The sequence below is a fragment of the Streptomyces sp. NPDC000345 genome (assembly GCF_042898825.1).
GTDB lineage: Bacteria > Actinomycetota > Actinomycetes > Streptomycetales > Streptomycetaceae > Streptomyces.
Genome location: NZ_JBIAZE010000004.1, coordinates 185,114 through 201,006, shown reverse-complemented (window position 1 = coordinate 201,006; position 15,893 = coordinate 185,114). Strand labels below are relative to the sequence as shown.

The 15,893-nt window shown below is 75.5% G+C and carries 11 protein-coding genes; 10 read left to right on the top strand and 1 reads right to left on the bottom strand.

Annotated features, from left to right (window positions below):
- Positions 1-17: 17 nt before the first annotated feature.
- From ACFY30_RS11170 to ACFY30_RS11125, 10 genes are all read left to right on the top strand, one after another.
- Positions 18-1,187, top strand: coding sequence for an AAA family ATPase (locus ACFY30_RS11170; protein ID WP_390845272.1), 1,170 nt, complete (start codon positions 18-20; stop codon positions 1,185-1,187).
- 5 nt (positions 1,188-1,192) lie between these two features.
- Positions 1,193-4,966, top strand: coding sequence for a DUF5682 family protein (locus ACFY30_RS11165; RefSeq protein ID WP_390844916.1), 3,774 nt, complete (start codon positions 1,193-1,195; stop codon positions 4,964-4,966).
- Positions 4,963-6,783, top strand: a complete 1,821-nt coding sequence (locus ACFY30_RS11160; RefSeq protein ID WP_390844915.1) for a hypothetical protein — start codon at positions 4,963-4,965, stop codon at positions 6,781-6,783. The genes ACFY30_RS11165 and ACFY30_RS11160 overlap by 4 nt, the downstream gene beginning before the upstream one ends.
- Positions 6,784-6,883: 100 nt before the next feature.
- Positions 6,884-7,423: a DinB family protein gene (locus ACFY30_RS11155; protein WP_390844914.1), complete on the top strand. Its 540-nt coding sequence runs from the start codon at positions 6,884-6,886 to the stop codon at positions 7,421-7,423.
- A gap of 130 nt (positions 7,424-7,553) precedes the next feature.
- Entirely contained in the window at positions 7,554-8,939 is a 1,386-nt protein-coding gene (locus ACFY30_RS11150; RefSeq protein WP_390844913.1) for a hypothetical protein, read from the top strand.
- A gap of 63 nt (positions 8,940-9,002) precedes the next feature.
- Entirely contained in the window at positions 9,003-10,271 is a 1,269-nt protein-coding gene (locus tag ACFY30_RS11145; RefSeq protein ID WP_390844912.1) for an AAA family ATPase, read from the top strand.
- Between the two features lie 14 nt (positions 10,272-10,285).
- Positions 10,286-11,569, top strand: a complete 1,284-nt coding sequence (locus tag ACFY30_RS11140; protein WP_390844911.1) for a VWA-like domain-containing protein — start codon at positions 10,286-10,288, stop codon at positions 11,567-11,569.
- 66 nt (positions 11,570-11,635) lie between these two features.
- Positions 11,636-11,857: a hypothetical protein gene (locus tag ACFY30_RS11135; RefSeq protein WP_390844910.1), complete on the top strand. Its 222-nt coding sequence runs from the start codon at positions 11,636-11,638 to the stop codon at positions 11,855-11,857.
- Positions 11,858-11,958: 101 nt separating this feature from the next.
- On the top strand, positions 11,959-12,567 hold the full coding sequence (locus ACFY30_RS11130) for a hypothetical protein (protein ID WP_390844909.1): 609 nt from the start codon (positions 11,959-11,961) through the stop codon (positions 12,565-12,567).
- Between the two features lie 95 nt (positions 12,568-12,662).
- Complete coding sequence (locus tag ACFY30_RS11125; RefSeq protein ID WP_390844908.1) at positions 12,663-14,498, top strand: glycoside hydrolase family 15 protein; 1,836 nt, start codon at positions 12,663-12,665, stop codon at positions 14,496-14,498.
- A 24-nt stretch (positions 14,499-14,522) separates the two neighbouring features.
- On the opposite strand, the gene ACFY30_RS11120 is transcribed toward ACFY30_RS11125, so the two are convergent.
- Entirely contained in the window at positions 14,523-15,686 is a 1,164-nt protein-coding gene (locus ACFY30_RS11120) for a substrate-binding domain-containing protein (RefSeq protein WP_390844907.1), read from the bottom strand.
- Between the last annotated feature and the right edge of the window lie 207 nt (positions 15,687-15,893).

Genomic DNA, 15,893 nt, shown 5'->3' with positions numbered 1-15,893 from the left:
TGGAAGAACAGACCGCGATGACCAGCACGCTGTCCCCCGAGCCCACCCGTCAGATCGTCCCGCCGGAGGACGGGTTCGCCACCGAACTGGCCTTCCTCGCCGCGTACGACGACGGCCCCCGCCCGCCCGCCTGGCGGCTCACCCCGCGTGCGGTCGTCACGTTCGTCATGGGCAGCGACGGCCGGGCCCTGAAACTGCCCGACGGCGCCGAGGCGCCCGAGGGGGTGCCGCGCCGGCTTGTCGTGGAGGGCAAGCTCGTCGGCGACCGGGCCCTGGTCGAGCGGTGTGTCGTCACGCTCGCCGGGGAGCGAGGCCTGCTGCTCGTCGGCGAGCCCGGCACCGCCAAGTCCATGCTGTCCGAGCTGTTGTCGGCCGCCGTGTGCGGCACCAGCGGCCTGGTCGTGCAGGGCACGGCGGGCACCACCGAGGACCAGCTCAAGTACGGCTGGAACTACGCCCTGCTGCTGGCGCAGGGCCCCAGCCGGCAGGCGCTGGTGCCCTCGCCCGTGCTGACCGCCATGCGCCGGGGCGGCATCGCCCGGGTCGAGGAGGTCACGCGCTGTCTGCCCGAGGTACAGGACTCGCTGGTGTCGCTGCTGTCCGAGCGGCGCATCGCCGTGCCCGAACTGGCGGGCACCGAGGACGCGTTGGCGCACGCGGCACCCGGCTTCAACCTGATCGCCACCGCGAACCTGCGCGACAAGGGCGTCTCGGAGATGTCCGCGGCCCTCAAGCGCCGCTTCAATTTCGAGACGGTCGGCCCGATTCCGGACCTCGACGCGGAGACCGCGCTGGTGCGCAGTCAGGCACGGGCCTCCGTGGAGCGGGCCGGGGCGCCCTTCCAGGTCGACGACGCGGTGCTGGAGGCACTGGTCACCGCCTTCCGGGACCTGCGCGAGGGCCGTTCGGCGGAGGGCTGGGAGGTGGAACGGCCGTCCACGGTGATGAGCACGGCGGAGGCCGTGTCCGTCGCGGGCGCGCTGGGGCTCGCGGCAGCCTACTTCCCGGGCGACCGTGATGTGCTCGGCCTGCTGCCGGGGCATCTGCTCGGCGTGGTCCGCAAGGACGACCCGGCCGACGCGGCCCGGCTGCGCGGCTACTGGGACGGTCCCGTCCGGCGCCGCGCCGAACAGGGCTCCGCCACCTGGCGGACCCTGTGGGACCTGCGTACGGTCCTGGAGGGCTGACGGCCGTGTCGCTTTCCGTCGCCGCCCCGGGCGGGTCCGGTGCCACGAGGGCGCCCGGTTCGCCCGACGAGGCCCTCGCCTCCCTCACCGATCCGGCCGCGCCCTATCTCATCGGCGTACGGCACCACGCGCCGTCCCTGGCCGCGGCCGTGCCCGTGCTGCTCGACGAGGCGAAGCCGGACGTGGTGCTGGTCGAGCTGCCGGCCGAGATGCAGGAGTGGCTGCCCTGGCTCGGGCACGAGGAGACGCGGGCCCCGGTCGCGCTCGCCGCCGCGCCCGGTGACGGGCGGGGCGGCGCGGGGCCGGCCTTCTACCCGTTCGCCGACTTCTCGCCGGAGCTGGCGGCCGTGCGGTGGGCCGCCCGGCACGGCGTACCGGTCGTCGCCTGCGATCTGCCGCTCGCCGACCGGGCGTGGGGCGGGGGGCGCGGAGTCACGGCGCCCGGGGAGTCCCTCGGGCTCACCGCCGCGCTGCGGTCCCGGCTGACGGGCCGTCCCGGTGACGACCTGTGGGACCGGCTCGTCGAGGCCACCGCGCCGGGTTCTCCGCCGGAGGCCCTGCGCCGGGCGGCCCTGCTCACGGGATGGGCCCTGCGGGAGGACGCGGCCGCCGCGGGCGGGGTGCCCGAGCTGGACCTGCGGCGGGAGCGGTGGATGCGGGCGCGGATCGCCGAGGCCACCGCGGACGGGCGGCGGGCCGCCGTGCTCGTCGGCGCCTTCCACGCACCGGCGCTGACCGGCGCGGGCGGGGCGCGGCGGGGCGGACGCTCCGTCCCGGGCGGCGGTGAGAATGGCGTCCCTGACGTCGACGGAAGCGCCGTACCGGGGACCGGCGAAGAAACCGCCCCGCGCGGCGACGGGAGCCCCTTGCCCGGCACCGCCGAAGAAACCGCCCCGCGCGGCGACGGGAGCCCCATGCCCGGCACCGCCGAAGAAACCGCCCCTGGCGGGGCCGGAGGCGCCGGGGCCGAGGGGGGTGGGCGGATCCCGTGGACCACCTCGCTGATCCCGTACACCTACGCCCTGCTGGACGAGCGGTCCGGTTATCCGGCCGGTATCCGGGACCCCGAGTGGCAGGACATGGTGCTGCGGGCGGCGGGAGAACCGGCGGCGCTGGAGGAGGCGCTGACGCGGGCGGCCGTGCGGGTGTGCGCGGAGCTGCGGGGGCTCGGGCATCCGTCCGGGCCCGCCGACGCCCGGGAGATCACCCGGCTCGCCTCCGACCTGGCCCGGCTGCGGGGGCTGCCCGCGGCGGGCCGGGGTGAGCTGGTCGAGGCGGTGCAGACGGTGCTCGCGCAGGGTGAGCCCTACGGGCGGGGCCGGGCCGTCGCACGGGCGATGGAACGGGTGCTGGTCGGCGACCGCACCGGGCGCCCCGCACCACGGGCCCCGCGCAGCGGTCTCGCCCCGGCGGTGGAGGCCGAGGTGAGGGAGCTCGGCCTGCCCGGCCCGGACAGCGGCACCGGCGCGGCCAGGGATCTGCGGCTCGACCCGCTGCGGTCCGACCTGGACCGGCGTCGTGAACTGCTGCTGCGCCGGCTGACGGTGTGCGGGGTGCCGTACGGGGAGGCCAGGGAGGTCGCCGCCGCGGGCGGTGCGCAGGCGCTGACCTCCCGTTGGGAGGTGCGGTGGACGCCGGCGACCGCGGCGATGCTGACCGCGGCCGGGGTGCGGGGGGTCACCGCCGCCCAGGCCGCGGAGGGTGTGCTGCGGGAGCGGCGGCGCGCGGAGCGGGGCGAGGGCGGGTCGACGGGCGCACAGGTGCTGGAGGGGCTGGCGCGGGCGGCGGAGTGCGGTCTGCCCGTACTGGCGGACGAGCGGCTCGCCGACCTCGCCGAGGTGCTGCCCCAGGCCGGCACCCTGCCCGAACTCCTGGCCGGCCTTGCCCTGTTGGACCGGGTCCGGTCCGGGCATGTCGCCGGGCTGGGCGCCGACGAGGGCCGTACGGTGCGGGCGGCCGCCGTGGCCGAGCTGCTCACGGCGGCGGCGGTGCGGCAGGTGGACGGGCTGACCGGGTCCGAGGACCCCGCCGACGCGCACGCCCTGCTCGAACTCGCCCATCGCGCCGATTTGTTGGGCGGAATCCGGCTCGCCGACGCCCTCGCCCGGCTGGCCGCCGACGGCTCGCCGCTGATGCGGGGCGCCGCCGGGGCCGTACGGGTGCTGCTCGGGCAGGAGGACGCCCGGGCCTTCGGTGACCGTGTGGCCTCGTGGGTGGACGGTGCCGTCGACCCCGGCACGCGGTCCGCGCTGGCCGCCCGGCTGACGGGGCTGCTGACGGCGGCGGGGCCGTTGCTGGAGGCGGCGGGCGAGGCGCTGGAGCCGCTGCTCAGCCGGGTGTCGGAACTCCCCGACCGGGCGTTCCTCGACCGCCTTCCGGCGCTGCGGGGCGGCTTCGACGCGCTGAGTCCCGCGGCCCGCGACCGCCTCCTCTCGGCCGTGGAGGAGCGCCTCGGCGGCACCCGCGTGGCCGACACCGGCGGGGTCGATCCGGCCGCGCTGGCCGCCTGGGCGCGGGCGGACCTCGCCGCGCGCGCCGCCCTGCGGTCCCTGGGGCTGCTCTCCGCGCCGGAGAACGGCGCGGCGACGGTCGTCACCGCGAAGGACCGCACGCCCTCGGCCGGGAGTGAGGGGGCGGGAGCGGGCTCGGGCGAGACCGACGGCGAGGAGCGTCGTCTGGTCCCCGCCGACCGCTGGCGGCTCGTCCTGGGCCGACGCACGGATCGACTGTCCGCGTCCGCGGCCCCGTTGGCGACCGCGCTGGACGAGCTGTACGGCAGCGGGCGCGGCGAGGGCAGCCGGGGCGATCTGACGGGTGCGGGGTCCGGCGGTGGCCGGGAGGCGCCGTATCCCGGGGTGCGGGAGTGGTCGCAGGAGCTGGCGGCGCTGTTCGGGCCGGGCATCCGGGAAGAGGTGCTGGCGGCGGCCGCCACGGCGGGCCGCAAGGACGTGCTGGCGGAGCTGGACGCGGACAGCGTGCGGCCCTCGGTCGATCTGCTGCGCACCGTGCTGCGCCACGCGGGCGGGCTGCCCGAGGCCCGGCTGGCCGCGCTGCGTCCGCTCGTACGGCGGCTGGTCGACGCACTGACCCGGGAACTGGCCACCCGGCTGCGCCCGGCCCTGCACGGCACGGCCCTGCCGCGGCCCAGCAGACGACCGGGCGGCGGTCTGGACCTGCCTCGCACCCTGCGGGCCAACCTGGCGACCGCGCGGCGCGGCCCGGACGGCACGGTCCGGGTCGTCCCGGAGCGCCCGGTGTTCCGTACGCGGGCGCGGCGGGCCGCGGACTGGCGCCTGATCCTGGTGACGGACGTCTCGGGGTCCATGGAGGCGTCCACGGTGTGGGCCGCGCTGACGGCCTCGGTGCTGGCCGGGGTGCCGACCCTGTCCACGCACTTCCTGGCCTTCTCCACGGAGGTCATCGATCTCACCGGACACGTCGAGGACCCCTTGTCGCTGCTGCTGGAGGTGAGCGTCGGCGGCGGTACGCACATCGCGGCGGGCCTGCGGCACGCGCGTGAGCTGGTGACCGTGCCGTCGCGCACGCTCGTCGTGGTCGTCAGCGACTTCGAGGAGGGCTATCCGCTCGGCGGGCTGCTCGCCGAGGTCCGCGCCCTGGTCGGCGCGGGCTGCCATGTGCTGGGCTGCGCGAGCCTCGACGACACCGGCCGGCCGCGTTACTCCACGGGGGTCGCGGGTCAGCTCGTCTCCGCAGGCATGCCCGTGGCCGCCCTCAGTCCGCTCGAACTCGCCCGCTGGGTAGGGGAGAAGATCGCATGAGCCCGGACCTCGCTCCGGACCGCCGGGGCCCGGACCTGCCTCCGGTCGCCCCGTCCGTGACCGCCGAACTCGTCGAGGCGCTGTCGCCCCGGCTGCGCAAGCGGCTGGACGCGGGCGTCGCCAAACTGGTGGCGCGTCCCGTCGTCCGCGACGGCGACACCGTCCGCATCGCCGTCGACGACGACACCGACCTCGAACTGCACGCCCCGGGCGGCTCGGTGACCAGCGCGGACGCCATCCGCTGCGGCTGTCTGCTCGCCCCGGACTGTCTGCACCGCGCGGCGGCGGCCTCCGCGGCACCGGTGGCGGAGGACGCCCCGGTACCGGCAGCGGAGGACGCCCCGGTTCCGGCAGCGGAGGACGCCCCGGTTCCGGCAGCGGCGGCCTCGCCGGAGACGGCACTCGGGACGCCCCCGGGGCCGCGACCGGGGGACGAGCCCCCTTCCCGGGACCAGCTCGACGCCGCCCGAGCCGTGTTCGGGGCGGCGGCCGCCGTGCTGGAGGCCGGTACGGACGGGGCCGGCGCCGTGCTCCAGGCGGAGTTGCTGCGCGCCGCGCACACCGCCCGCCTCGCCGCGCTCCCCCGCGCCGCCGCGGCCGCGGTCTCCGTGGTCACCGGGGTGCGCGCGGCCCGCTCCGCCGACCCCGCGTACCGCCTCCCCGACCTCGCCGGCACCCTGCGCACGGTCCTGGGCGTGGCCCACCGTCTCCCGCACACCACCGGCGCCGAACTCGCCGACCTGCGCGGTACGGTGCGGCAGCCGTACACACCGGACGGCTCGCTGCGGCTGTACGGGCTGTTCTCCGAGCCGGTGCTCACGGCGACCGGGTACGCGGGCGCGGTCACCTGGACCGCCGATGCCGAGGGCCGGCTGCACACCGTCTCCGACGTGGCGCCGGGCGGAGCGGGCCGGGCGACGGGCGCCGCCGACCGGACCGTACGGATCGGCGACACGGCCCTGACGCACCGGGAGCTGTCGCGCGCGGGGCTCGCGGTCTCCGGTGCCACCGTCTCCCCGGCCGGCCGGCTCGGCGCGGGGGCGGGGGTGCGGGCGGTGCGCGCGTCCGGCGTCGCGTGGAACGCCGAGCCGCTCGGCCGGCTGTGGGCGACTCCCGTCGCCGAGCAGGTCGCGCGCGCCCTGGGCGGCGGACAGGATCTGCTCTTCCTCGACGTGACGCTCGCGGGCACGGTCCGTGAGGCCACCGGCGACTGTCTGCTGGCCGACTGCGAGGGGCGTGCCGTGCGGCTCGCCCCGGCCCACGACCATCCGGCCCTCCCCTACCGCGACAACCTCCGTCTGCTGGCCGCCGCCCGCGGCAGCCGGCTGCGGATCGTCGCCCGTCTGACGCCGGGTCCGCTTCCGCGGGCCCTGCTGCTCGCCGCCGAGCACCCCGGCGATCCCACCGCCCGGGTGGACCTGGGCCTGGACCGCCTCCAGCACGCGGACCTGCCCCCGGCGACGGCCGCACCCGCCACCGTCGCCCCCGTGGACGAGGCGCCACTGCACCTCCTGCGCCGCCGGGTGCACCAGGCCGTGGCCGGGGGCCGCCGGGTGCTGGCCTTTCCGGGAAGCGGGGCGGGCGACGGCGCGCGGCTGCGCCGCGCCGGCCTCGCCACGGCGGCCGACCTCCTGGACGATCTGCACGCGGCCGCCGCGGACCGCTCCCGCGACGCCTTCGGCCGGCTGCTCCCGGCCGACCTCGACCGCTTCGCCCGGGCCTGGCTGGCCGCGGCCGTCTACACCGACGAGGTCGAACGGGCGCTGTGCGCGGCGGCCTGGGGGGCGAGCGCGGAGGCGGTGCCGGCGGTGCGATGAAGACGCGAGCCGGACGCCGCCTCTTTAGGACATGATCTGACCTCTATCGCTCCTAACGTGGTACTCGACCGCGGCACGGCCTACACGGAAGAAGAGGACCATGAGCGACTCCACCACCCCCGCCCAGAGCATCACCGGCGAGCGCGCCGACCTGCTGGAGACGCTGGCCAAGCACCGGCACTTCCTGCGCTTCACCACCCGCGACCTCACCGACGAGCAGGCGGGGCAGCGGACCACCGCAAGCGAGCTGTGTCTCGGCGGCCTGGTCAAGCACGTCACCGCGGTCGAACGGGGATGGGCGGACTTCATCGTCGAAGGCCCGTCCGCGATGCCGGACTTCTCCTCCATGACCGAGGAGGACTTCGCGCGGCGGGCCGACCAGTTCCGGATGCTGCCCGGCGAGACGCTGGCGGGCGTGCTGAAGGAGTACGCCGAGGTGGCGCACCGTACGGACGAACTGGTCGCCGCCCTGCCCAGTCTGGACGTGGACCACCCGCTGCCGAAGGCACCGTGGTTCGAGCCGCGCGCACGCTGGTCGGCCCGCCGGGTCCTGCTGCACGTCATCGCCGAGACCGCCCAGCACGCCGGTCACGCGGACATCATCCGCGAGTCCCTCGACGGGGCGAAGAGCATGGGGTGACCTCCGACGGACGACTGCTGCCTGCCCCGTAAATCACGTGGCGGGCAGCGGTGGGGGTCCGTACGATCATCGCGATGACCCCATACTCTGCTCTCGGATTGGGGGTCCCGTCCGCGCAAGGTGAGTGCTGATGCTCACCCGGACCGCGAACGGGATCTCCCGGCTTTCCCTCTGGCGGCGCGTGCGCGAGTTCGCCGTGCCGCCCTCCATGATCGAGACCGCGACCGCCCGCCGGCTGACCGGTGACTGGGCGGGGGCCTGTGCCGCCGCAGGCGTCGACGTCGACTTCACCATGCGTTCCGTGGCGCGCTCGCACGGCCGGGAACTGGCGGCCCGGCTCCGGGCCGACCTGCGCCATCTGGCTCCCGACCTGCTGCGCTGGCACTTGCCGAGGGTCGCCCCCGACGGGCTGCTGCGCCCGGGGCTGACCCTTTCCCTGGCCCGGTACGGCGTCGCCGCACCGGGCGGTGAGCGTCCGCTGCATCTCGTGGTGCGGACGGCGCCTGCCTGGGCGGACGCCGGCCAGCGGATCAGCCTCGCGGTGTGGGACGGGTCCCACGCGGCGGACGGCGCCCGGCACCACCCGCATCCCTGCCCCAACCGGCGCTTCCGGCTCGACCTGCACCGGCATCTGTGGGACGCGCGCCGGACGGACGAACTGCGCGCCCGGTCGGGGACCGGCCAGGACTGCGGGGCGGCACACGAGCTGGTGCCGCCGGAGTACGGCTGTGCCGTCGACCGGTGGGCCGCCGAGGCGGCGATCCTGCTCGACGCCGAAGGGTGGCCGAGCGGCACGGGCACCGTTCTCGTACGGCTCGGGAGCCGCCACCGGCTGGCCCTGGAGCCGGCCGACGGAGGGGTGGGTGGCGGGCCGCCCACCCCTCGGATCACCGGGGCGCCCACCGGTGGCGGTGTCTCCGCGCTGCCGGTCCTGCCCGACGCGGCCACCTGGGTGCTTCCCGACCTGGAACTGCTGCGCGCCGGCGCGATCGACACCGACCGGCTGCACCCCCTGGTCGCCTCCGCGCTGGTGCCGGGCCGCTCTCACGCCGCCCCTTCGCGGAGCGCGGACCCGCCCGGACAGCCGCGGCTGGTGGAGTGCCGCGGAGCCCGGCACCGGATCGGCCTCGTCGACGGCGTCCTGTCCGCGCTGGACCACGCCCCGGACGAGATCCGCCGGGAGGAACTCCTGGCGGCGCTGACCGGCACTCCCCTGCCCTGCCTGCGGGCCATCGACCAGGCGCACCGGCGTCCCGACTGCCTCGACGGCGTCCGCGAACGCCTGAACCACGGTGACGTCTCCGGTGCGCTGGCGGTGGTCGAGGGCCTGCTGGGCCCCGAGGCCCTGCTGCGCGACGGCGCTCTGCGGGAGGCCCTGGAGGCGGCCGCGCTGCGGCGCGTCACCTACGGGCTGTACCGGGCGGGTCTCGCGGGGCCCGGACCCACCCGCGTCCGGCCCGAGGACCGGCGTCCCCGTCATCTGCGCTCGCATCCGCGCCACTCCAGCCCTCGCTGACCCGAGGGCCCTCCCCCTTCCCGTTCCCTCACTCGGCTCACCCCGACCCAAAGGTGATCACACATGACCACGTGCACCCCTTCCCCCACGCCCGGGACCGCCACCGTCGCGGACCGCGCCTCCCGACTCGACGTCGCCGGAGACCTGTTGGCCCTGCTGCGCGAAGCCGGCACCGAACCGCGCCCCGACACCCAGCTGGAGGCCCTGACACTGGCCGTGGCGGCCGACCTGCCCGTGTTGCTGTGGGGCGAGCCGGGCATCGGCAAGACCGCGGCCCTGACCCAGCTCGCCGCGGCCCTCGACCTGCCGCTGACCACGGTCATCGCGAGCGTGCACGAACCGTCGGACTTCTCGGGGCTGCCGGTCGTCGGGGACGATCCCGCCGAGCAGGGCGTCCCGTTGGCCCCGCCGGACTGGGCCGTACGCCTGGTGCGGGCCGGCCGTGGACTGCTGTTCCTCGACGAGCTGTCCACCGCTCCCCCGGCGGTCCAGGCCGCGCTGCTCCGCCTCGTGCTGGAGCGACGGATCGGCGCCCTGCGGCTGCCACCCGGGGTGCGCATCGTGGCCGCCGCCAACCCGCGGTCCTCCGCGGCCGACGGCTGGGAGCTGAGCCCTCCGCTGGCCAACCGGTTCGTGCACCTCCAGTGGACCCACGACCACGACGTCGTCGTACGCGGCCTCGGCGGGACCTGGCCGCGGGCGACCCTGCCCCGGCTCGACGCGGGGCGGCTGACCCAGGCCGTGGACTTCGCCCGCCGTGCCGTGTGCGGGTTTCTCACCGCCCGCCCCGGGCTCGTCCACCGGCTGCCCAGCGGTGAGACACGGCGCGGCGGCGCCTGGCCGTCGCCCCGCAGCTGGGAGACGACCCTGCACCTGATCGCGTTCGCTACGGCCGCCGGTTCGTCCCGGGACGTGCTGTCGTTGCTGGTCAGGGGCACAGTGGGGGACGGTCCCGGGCTGGAACTGCTGGCGAGTCTGGACCGGCTGGACCTCCCGGACCCCGAGCTGCTGCTCGCCGACCCGGCGGGCGCCGAACTGCCGGAGCGCGGGGATCTGCGGCAGGCCGTGCTCGACGGGGTGGTGGCCGCGGTCCGCGAGCGTCCGGACAAGGCCCGCTGGGACGCGGCGTGGGCGCTGCTGGTGCGGGCGGTGGAGACCGGGGCGCCGGACCTGGTGGTCGTCCCCGCGACGACCCTCGCCTCGCTGCGGCGCGAGGAGTGGGACGTGCCGGAGTCGATCGAGCAGCTCGCCGGAGTGGTCTCGCTGTCCCGTCGGGCGGACCGGTCGGCCGCCCGGGCCGCGGACCGGTCGGCGGCCGCCACGCACGCATGACGGAGGGCCGGCCGATGACCGAGGACACGAGGGGCGAGGACACCAGGGGCGACGGCACCAGGGGCGAGGACGCGAGGGCTCCCCTGGACCGCGACAAGCTGTTCACCGCCCGGCTGCACGCCGTCCGGGCCCGGCCCTGTCTGGCGACCGCGCTGTTCGCCCTGCACGTCGTGGAGTCGCGGCGGGTGCTGACGATGGCCGTCGACCGGCACTGGCGGTGCTATGTCTCACCGCCGTTCGTCGACCGGATGCCGGTGGAGGAACTGGCGGCGGTCTGGGTGCACGAGGTGTCCCACCTGCTGCGCGACCACCATGGGCGCAGCGACCGGGTGGCCCGCGAACGCGGCCTGACCGGCCCGGGCGAACGGCTGCGGATGAACATCGCGGCGGACTGCGAGATCAACGACGACGCGTACGGCGAGGGGCTGGTCCGGCCCTCGGGCGCCGTCGGCCCGCAGACCCTGAAACTGCCCGAGGGCCGGCTGATGGAGGAGTACCTGCGCTCCTTCAGCCTGCGGCTGGACACACAGGACCTGGCCTGGCTGGACTGCGGCAGCGGAGCCGACGGGCTGGAGCGGGAGTGGGACCTGGGTCCCGACGGCGCGCACGGACTGAGCGAGCAGGAACGCGACGCGGTCCGCTTCCGGGTGGCGCAGGGCATCGACGGGCGGCCGGGGCACGTGCCCGAGCGGTGGCGGCGGTGGGCCGAGGAGGCGTTCCATCCGCCGCAGCCCTGGCGCGAGTTGCTGGGGGCGGCGGTCCGGTCGGCCGCCTCCGGCGCGGGCGCGGGTGAGGACTACTCGTACGGCCGGCCGTCGCGGCGCTCGGCCGGGGTGCCCGGTGTCGTCCTGCCGAGCCTGCGGCGGCGGCCGCCCCGGGTGTCCGTGATCATCGACACCTCCGGGTCGGTCAGCGACGCCGAACTGGGCAGCGCGCTCTTGGAGGTCGCCGCGATCTCCCGGGCCGTGGGCGGCCGGCGCGACCTGGTCACCGTGCTGCCGTGCGACGCGGCCGCCCGGATCGTGCACCCCCTGTGCCAGGGCGAGGGCATTCCGCTGATGGGCGGCGGGGGTACGGATCTGCGCACGGGCTTCGCCAGAGCGCTCCGGGCGCAGCCCGGGCCCGACGTGGTCGTGGTCCTGACGGACGGCCAGACGCCCTGGCCCGCCTCGCGTCCTCCGTGCCGTACGGTCGTGGGTCTCTTCCCCCGGCGGCGGGCCCGCTCCTGGCGGGAGAACAACCCGGACCACGTACCGGACTCCCCGCCCGACTGGGCGCGGGTGGTCGACATCGGGTGACGGCCGCCCCGCCCCGGCCGGGGGCGGGGCTCACCGGCTCCCCCGGTGTGCTTCTACAGTGCGGGCATGGAGATCAGATGCTCGCAGTGCCAGGGCTTCGACCTGGAGCCGGGATTCGTCGAGGACTCCGGCGATCACTCCCGGGGATACGCCCGGTGGATCCCCGGACCGCTGCAGCGGGGCATCCTGGGCAACGCCAAACGCTTCGGCCGGCCCCGCTTCCGGATAGACGCCCACCGCTGCCGTGCCTGCGGCCATCTGGAACTCTTCGCTCCGCACGAGGTGTGAGGCACGTCCGGTGGCTGGACCGTCGCGGCTCTCGCGGCGCGATCCGTCCCATGGCACGCTGATGTGACGTTCGTTCAGCTGTCGACGCTCGAGGGGGGACCATGACGCCGGCCAGGGGGACGGCCGCGACGGTGGCGGTGTGCGCGGCGGGTGTGCTGGCCCTGGCCGGGTGTTCCTCCGGAGGCGGCGCGGAGGGCAAGGACGGTGGAAGCGGCGGTGGCACGCAGGGGCCGGCGGCCACGGCGGTCTCGACGACACCCTCCTCCCCCGTCGCCTCTCCCTCCGCCTCAGCCCCGCCCACGGTGTCTCCCCCGGCCTCCCCGTCCCCCTCGGCCCCGGCGTCCGCGAGCCCCACGCCCGTGCCCGTCACCGGCCCGGATCAGAAGCTGGTGACCATGGCCGTCACCGGGGGCTTCGCCGGGGTCGGCCAGGAGGTGGTCCTGCGGGGCGACGGCACCGTGCGCGTCACCGACAGGGGCGGGTCCGAGGTGCGCCGTACGACGGTGGCCCAGTTCAGGAAACTGCGCACGCTGCTCGGGGATCCGGAGCTGGCGGACGTCCCCTCGTTCACGAGGGACACGGGGGCGGCCGACATGTTCCAGTACACGCTCCGGTTCGACGGCCGTACGGTCACGACGGACCGCTCCGGCGAGGAGCCCGCACTCGACCGCCTCATCGACGCCCTGGACGACTGGCTGCCGGAGAGCTGATCCCGCGCACGTCGGGGAGCCCGTTCCCGGGCCCCCGGGGCCGATGCCGCCTAGGCTGGAGGTCTCGCCAGTGCGGTCGGGCCAGGGAGGCTGCGATGACCGATGCGTCGAGCGACCGGTTCACGCCCGCGGGCGGCCGCTATCTGCCGATCGCCGAGCACGGCCTCATCGGCGACCTGCGCAGTGTGGCCCTGGTGGGCACGGACGGCACGATCGACTGGTACTGCTGCCCCGCCTTCGACTCCCCGAGCGTCTTCGGTTCGATCCTGGACGCCGAGCGCGGCGGATCCTTCCAGCTGGCGGCGTCGGTCCCCGCCCGCACCAAACAGTTCTACTTCCCCGACACCAATGTCCTGATCACCCGCTTCTTCACCGAGGACGGGGTGGGCGAGGTGCAGGACTTCATGCCGGTGACCGGCGGGGCCGCCGAGGCCGAGCGCCACCGGCTGATCCGGCGGGTGGTGTGCGTACGCGGCTCCGTCCCGTTCCGCACCCGGGTGGCGCCGCGGTTCGACTACGGCGCCCGCCCGCACACCCTGCGCCGGGACGACGACCTGGCGGTCTTCGCCTCCGAGGGGCTGACCCTCTCGCTGACCTCCACGGTGCCGCTGGAGACCGACGGGCCGGACGTGTGCGCGGACTTCAAGCTCTCCGAGGGCGAGTCGGCGGTGTTCGCCCTCGACCAGCTCGGCGGCGAGGTGGCACCGCGCCGGTGCGCGCACACCGAGGCGGACGAGCAGTTCACCGCGACGGTGGCGTACTGGCGGCGCTGGCTGGCGGCATCCAGGTACCGGGGCCGCTGGCGGGAGATGGTGCACCGCTCCGCCCTCACCCTGAAGCTGCTCACCTACGCGCCCACCGGGGCGATCGTCGCGGCTCCGACCACGAGCCTGCCCGAACAGCTGGGTGGCGGGCGGAACTGGGACTACCGCTACGTCTGGGTACGGGACGCCGCCTTCTGTGTGTACGCGCTGCTGCGGCTCGGGTTCAGCGGCGAGGCCGAGGCGTTCATGGAGTTCGTGACCCGGCACATCACTCCGGGCGACGGACGGCCCTCGGGGCCCCTGCAGATCATGTACGGCATCGACGGGCGCACGGATCTGTCGGAGACCGAACTCACCCATCTGGAGGGCCACCACGGGTCGGCCCCGGTGCGGGTCGGCAACGCCGCCGCGGAGCAGCTCCAGCTCGACATCTACGGCGCGCTGATCGACTCCGTCTATCTGTACGACAAGTGGGCGCGGCCCGTCTCCAGCGACCAGTGGGACGACGTGTGCGCCCTCGTCGACTGGGTGTGCGACCACTGGGACCAGCCCGACGAGGGCATCTGGGAGACCCGGGGCGGCCGGAAGAACTTCCTCTACTCGCGGCTGATGTGCTGGGTGGCGATCGAGCGGGCCATCCGGATGGCGCACCGGCGCGGCCTGCCCGCCGACCTGCCCCGCTGGCAGGAGTGCCGCGACGCCATCTACCGGCGTATCCACACCCGCGGCTGGTCGGTGAACCGCCGCGCGTTCGTTCAGCACGAGGACGGGGACGTGCTGGACGCGGCGGTGCTGATGATGCCGCTGACCAAGTTCATCGCCCCGACCGACCCCAAGTGGCTGTCCACGCTCGACGCGCTGACCCAGGACCTGGTGTCCGACTCCCTCGTCTACCGCTACGACCCGCTGGCCAGCCCCGACGGGCTGCGCGGCGACGAGGGCACGTTCTCCATCTGCTCCTTCTGGTACGTCGAGGCCCTGGTGCACGCCGGCCGTGTCGACGAGGCCCGGCTGGCCTTCGAGAAGATGCTGACGTACGCCAACCATCTGGGCCTGTACGCCGAGGAGATCGGCCAGACCGGAGAGCAACAGGGCAACTTCCCGCAGGCGTTCACCCATCTGGCTCTGATCAGCGCGGCCTTCAACCTGGACCGGGCGCTGGGCTGACGGCCCGGGCGGTCGCGGCGTGGGTCACCTGCCCCAGATCTGCCGGTACGTCTCCCGGTAGCCCGACGGGTCCCAGGTCGTGGCGCCGGCGCTGTTCTCCGCCGTGGCGATGTGGACGGGGGCCACGTACCCGCTGGCGGGACGGCCGGAGAAGGCGCGGTTGAACTCGTCGACGATCTGCCAGCCCTGCAGGGACAGCGGTTCGGGCACGGTGGCGGCCTGGTACTGCCGGTTGTTGACGCGCTGGAAGGCGGAGGGATCGCCGTCGCCCGCGCCGATGTTGAAGGGCGGCCCGGAGCCTTTCTCACCGGCCGCGCGGAAGGCGGGGGCCGCGTCGGCGAAGTACAGGTCGTTGATGGCGACGGAGTGGGTCCACCTGCTCCCGAAACGGGCGAGGAGCGAGGAGATCTCCCGTGGGGTACGGCTGCTCGCGTCCGGGATCGGGATGTTCTCGTAGGCGAGCAGCTTCACGCCGGAGCAGGTGGCGAGCTCCTTCCTGATCAGCTGGGACTTGTGCCTGGCGAACGGGATCGAGGCGTCCGTGATGAGGACGACCCCGGCGCGGCCGTGGGAGTGGGCGATGATCCACTGCGCGCTGATCGCGGCCACTTCGTCGACGCGGGTGGTGACGTTGGTGAAGAGCTCGGGCCGCCGGCTGGGTCCGGGAGCGGCGAGCGCGTGCCAGCCGACGAGCGGGATGCGCGCCTTGACGGCCCGCGCCACTTCCCGGGAGGTCGAGTTGGGGTCGAACCCGCCGATGACGATGCCCGAGGGCCGAAGGGCAACGGCCTCGCTCATCGCCGCCTGGATGCCGGCGGGGGTGCCTCCGCCGTCGATCACCCGGACGTTCCAGCCGATGACCCGCGCGGCTTCCCTGACCCCGCCCGCGGCGCCGGCGACCCCCGGGTTGGTCATGGTCTGGGCGACGTAGACGAGGGTCCTGCCGGACACCGCGGCGGGTCCGGTGGTGGGACCGCCCCAGGGGACGTCGGTCTGCTCTGCCTGGACGACGGCGGCCTGCGCCCTGGCGTGGACAGCGGGACAGCCGTCCGGGCCCGTCGGGGACTCCACCGGGTCGCCCGAGGAGCCGCGTTCGCATCCGGCGAGAACGGACGCCGCGACCAGCAGGGCGCAGGAGGCGAGCCGTGCCGTGAGGACGCCGGGGGTGGCTCTGCGATTGCCGTGCACGGGAACTCCTCGCGGGGGAACGAGCGGGAGGATGATGCGGTCGAGCGGGGGCGCGGACGTACCGTCCACGCCACGAACCAACGCCCTGCGCCCCCGGGCCACCGCCCCACCGAGGCCCGGACCCGGCCCCGGCCCCGGACAGGGTCCCGGCCCCGGTTCCGATCCGGGCCCCGATCTCGATCTCGGTCTCGGTCTCGGTCTCGGTCC

Excerpts from the sequence above, each read along its gene's own strand:
- ACFY30_RS11155 (WP_390844914.1), top strand. The coding sequence starts at position 6,884 with ATGAGCGACTCCACCACCCCCGCCCAGAGCATCACCGGCGAGCGCGCC.
- ACFY30_RS11125 (WP_390844908.1), top strand. The coding sequence starts at position 12,663 with ATGACCGATGCGTCGAGCGACCGGTTCACGCCCGCGGGCGGCCGCTAT.
- ACFY30_RS11170 (WP_390845272.1), top strand. The coding sequence starts at position 18 with ATGACCAGCACGCTGTCCCCCGAGCCCACCCGTCAGATCGTCCCGCCG.
- ACFY30_RS11135 (WP_390844910.1), top strand. The coding sequence starts at position 11,636 with ATGGAGATCAGATGCTCGCAGTGCCAGGGCTTCGACCTGGAGCCGGGA.
- ACFY30_RS11160 (WP_390844915.1), top strand. The coding sequence starts at position 4,963 with ATGAGCCCGGACCTCGCTCCGGACCGCCGGGGCCCGGACCTGCCTCCG.
- ACFY30_RS11145 (WP_390844912.1), top strand. The coding sequence starts at position 9,003 with ATGACCACGTGCACCCCTTCCCCCACGCCCGGGACCGCCACCGTCGCG.
- ACFY30_RS11150 (WP_390844913.1), top strand. The coding sequence starts at position 7,554 with ATGCTCACCCGGACCGCGAACGGGATCTCCCGGCTTTCCCTCTGGCGG.
- ACFY30_RS11140 (WP_390844911.1), top strand. The coding sequence starts at position 10,286 with ATGACCGAGGACACGAGGGGCGAGGACACCAGGGGCGACGGCACCAGG.
- ACFY30_RS11130 (WP_390844909.1), top strand. The coding sequence starts at position 11,959 with ATGACGCCGGCCAGGGGGACGGCCGCGACGGTGGCGGTGTGCGCGGCG.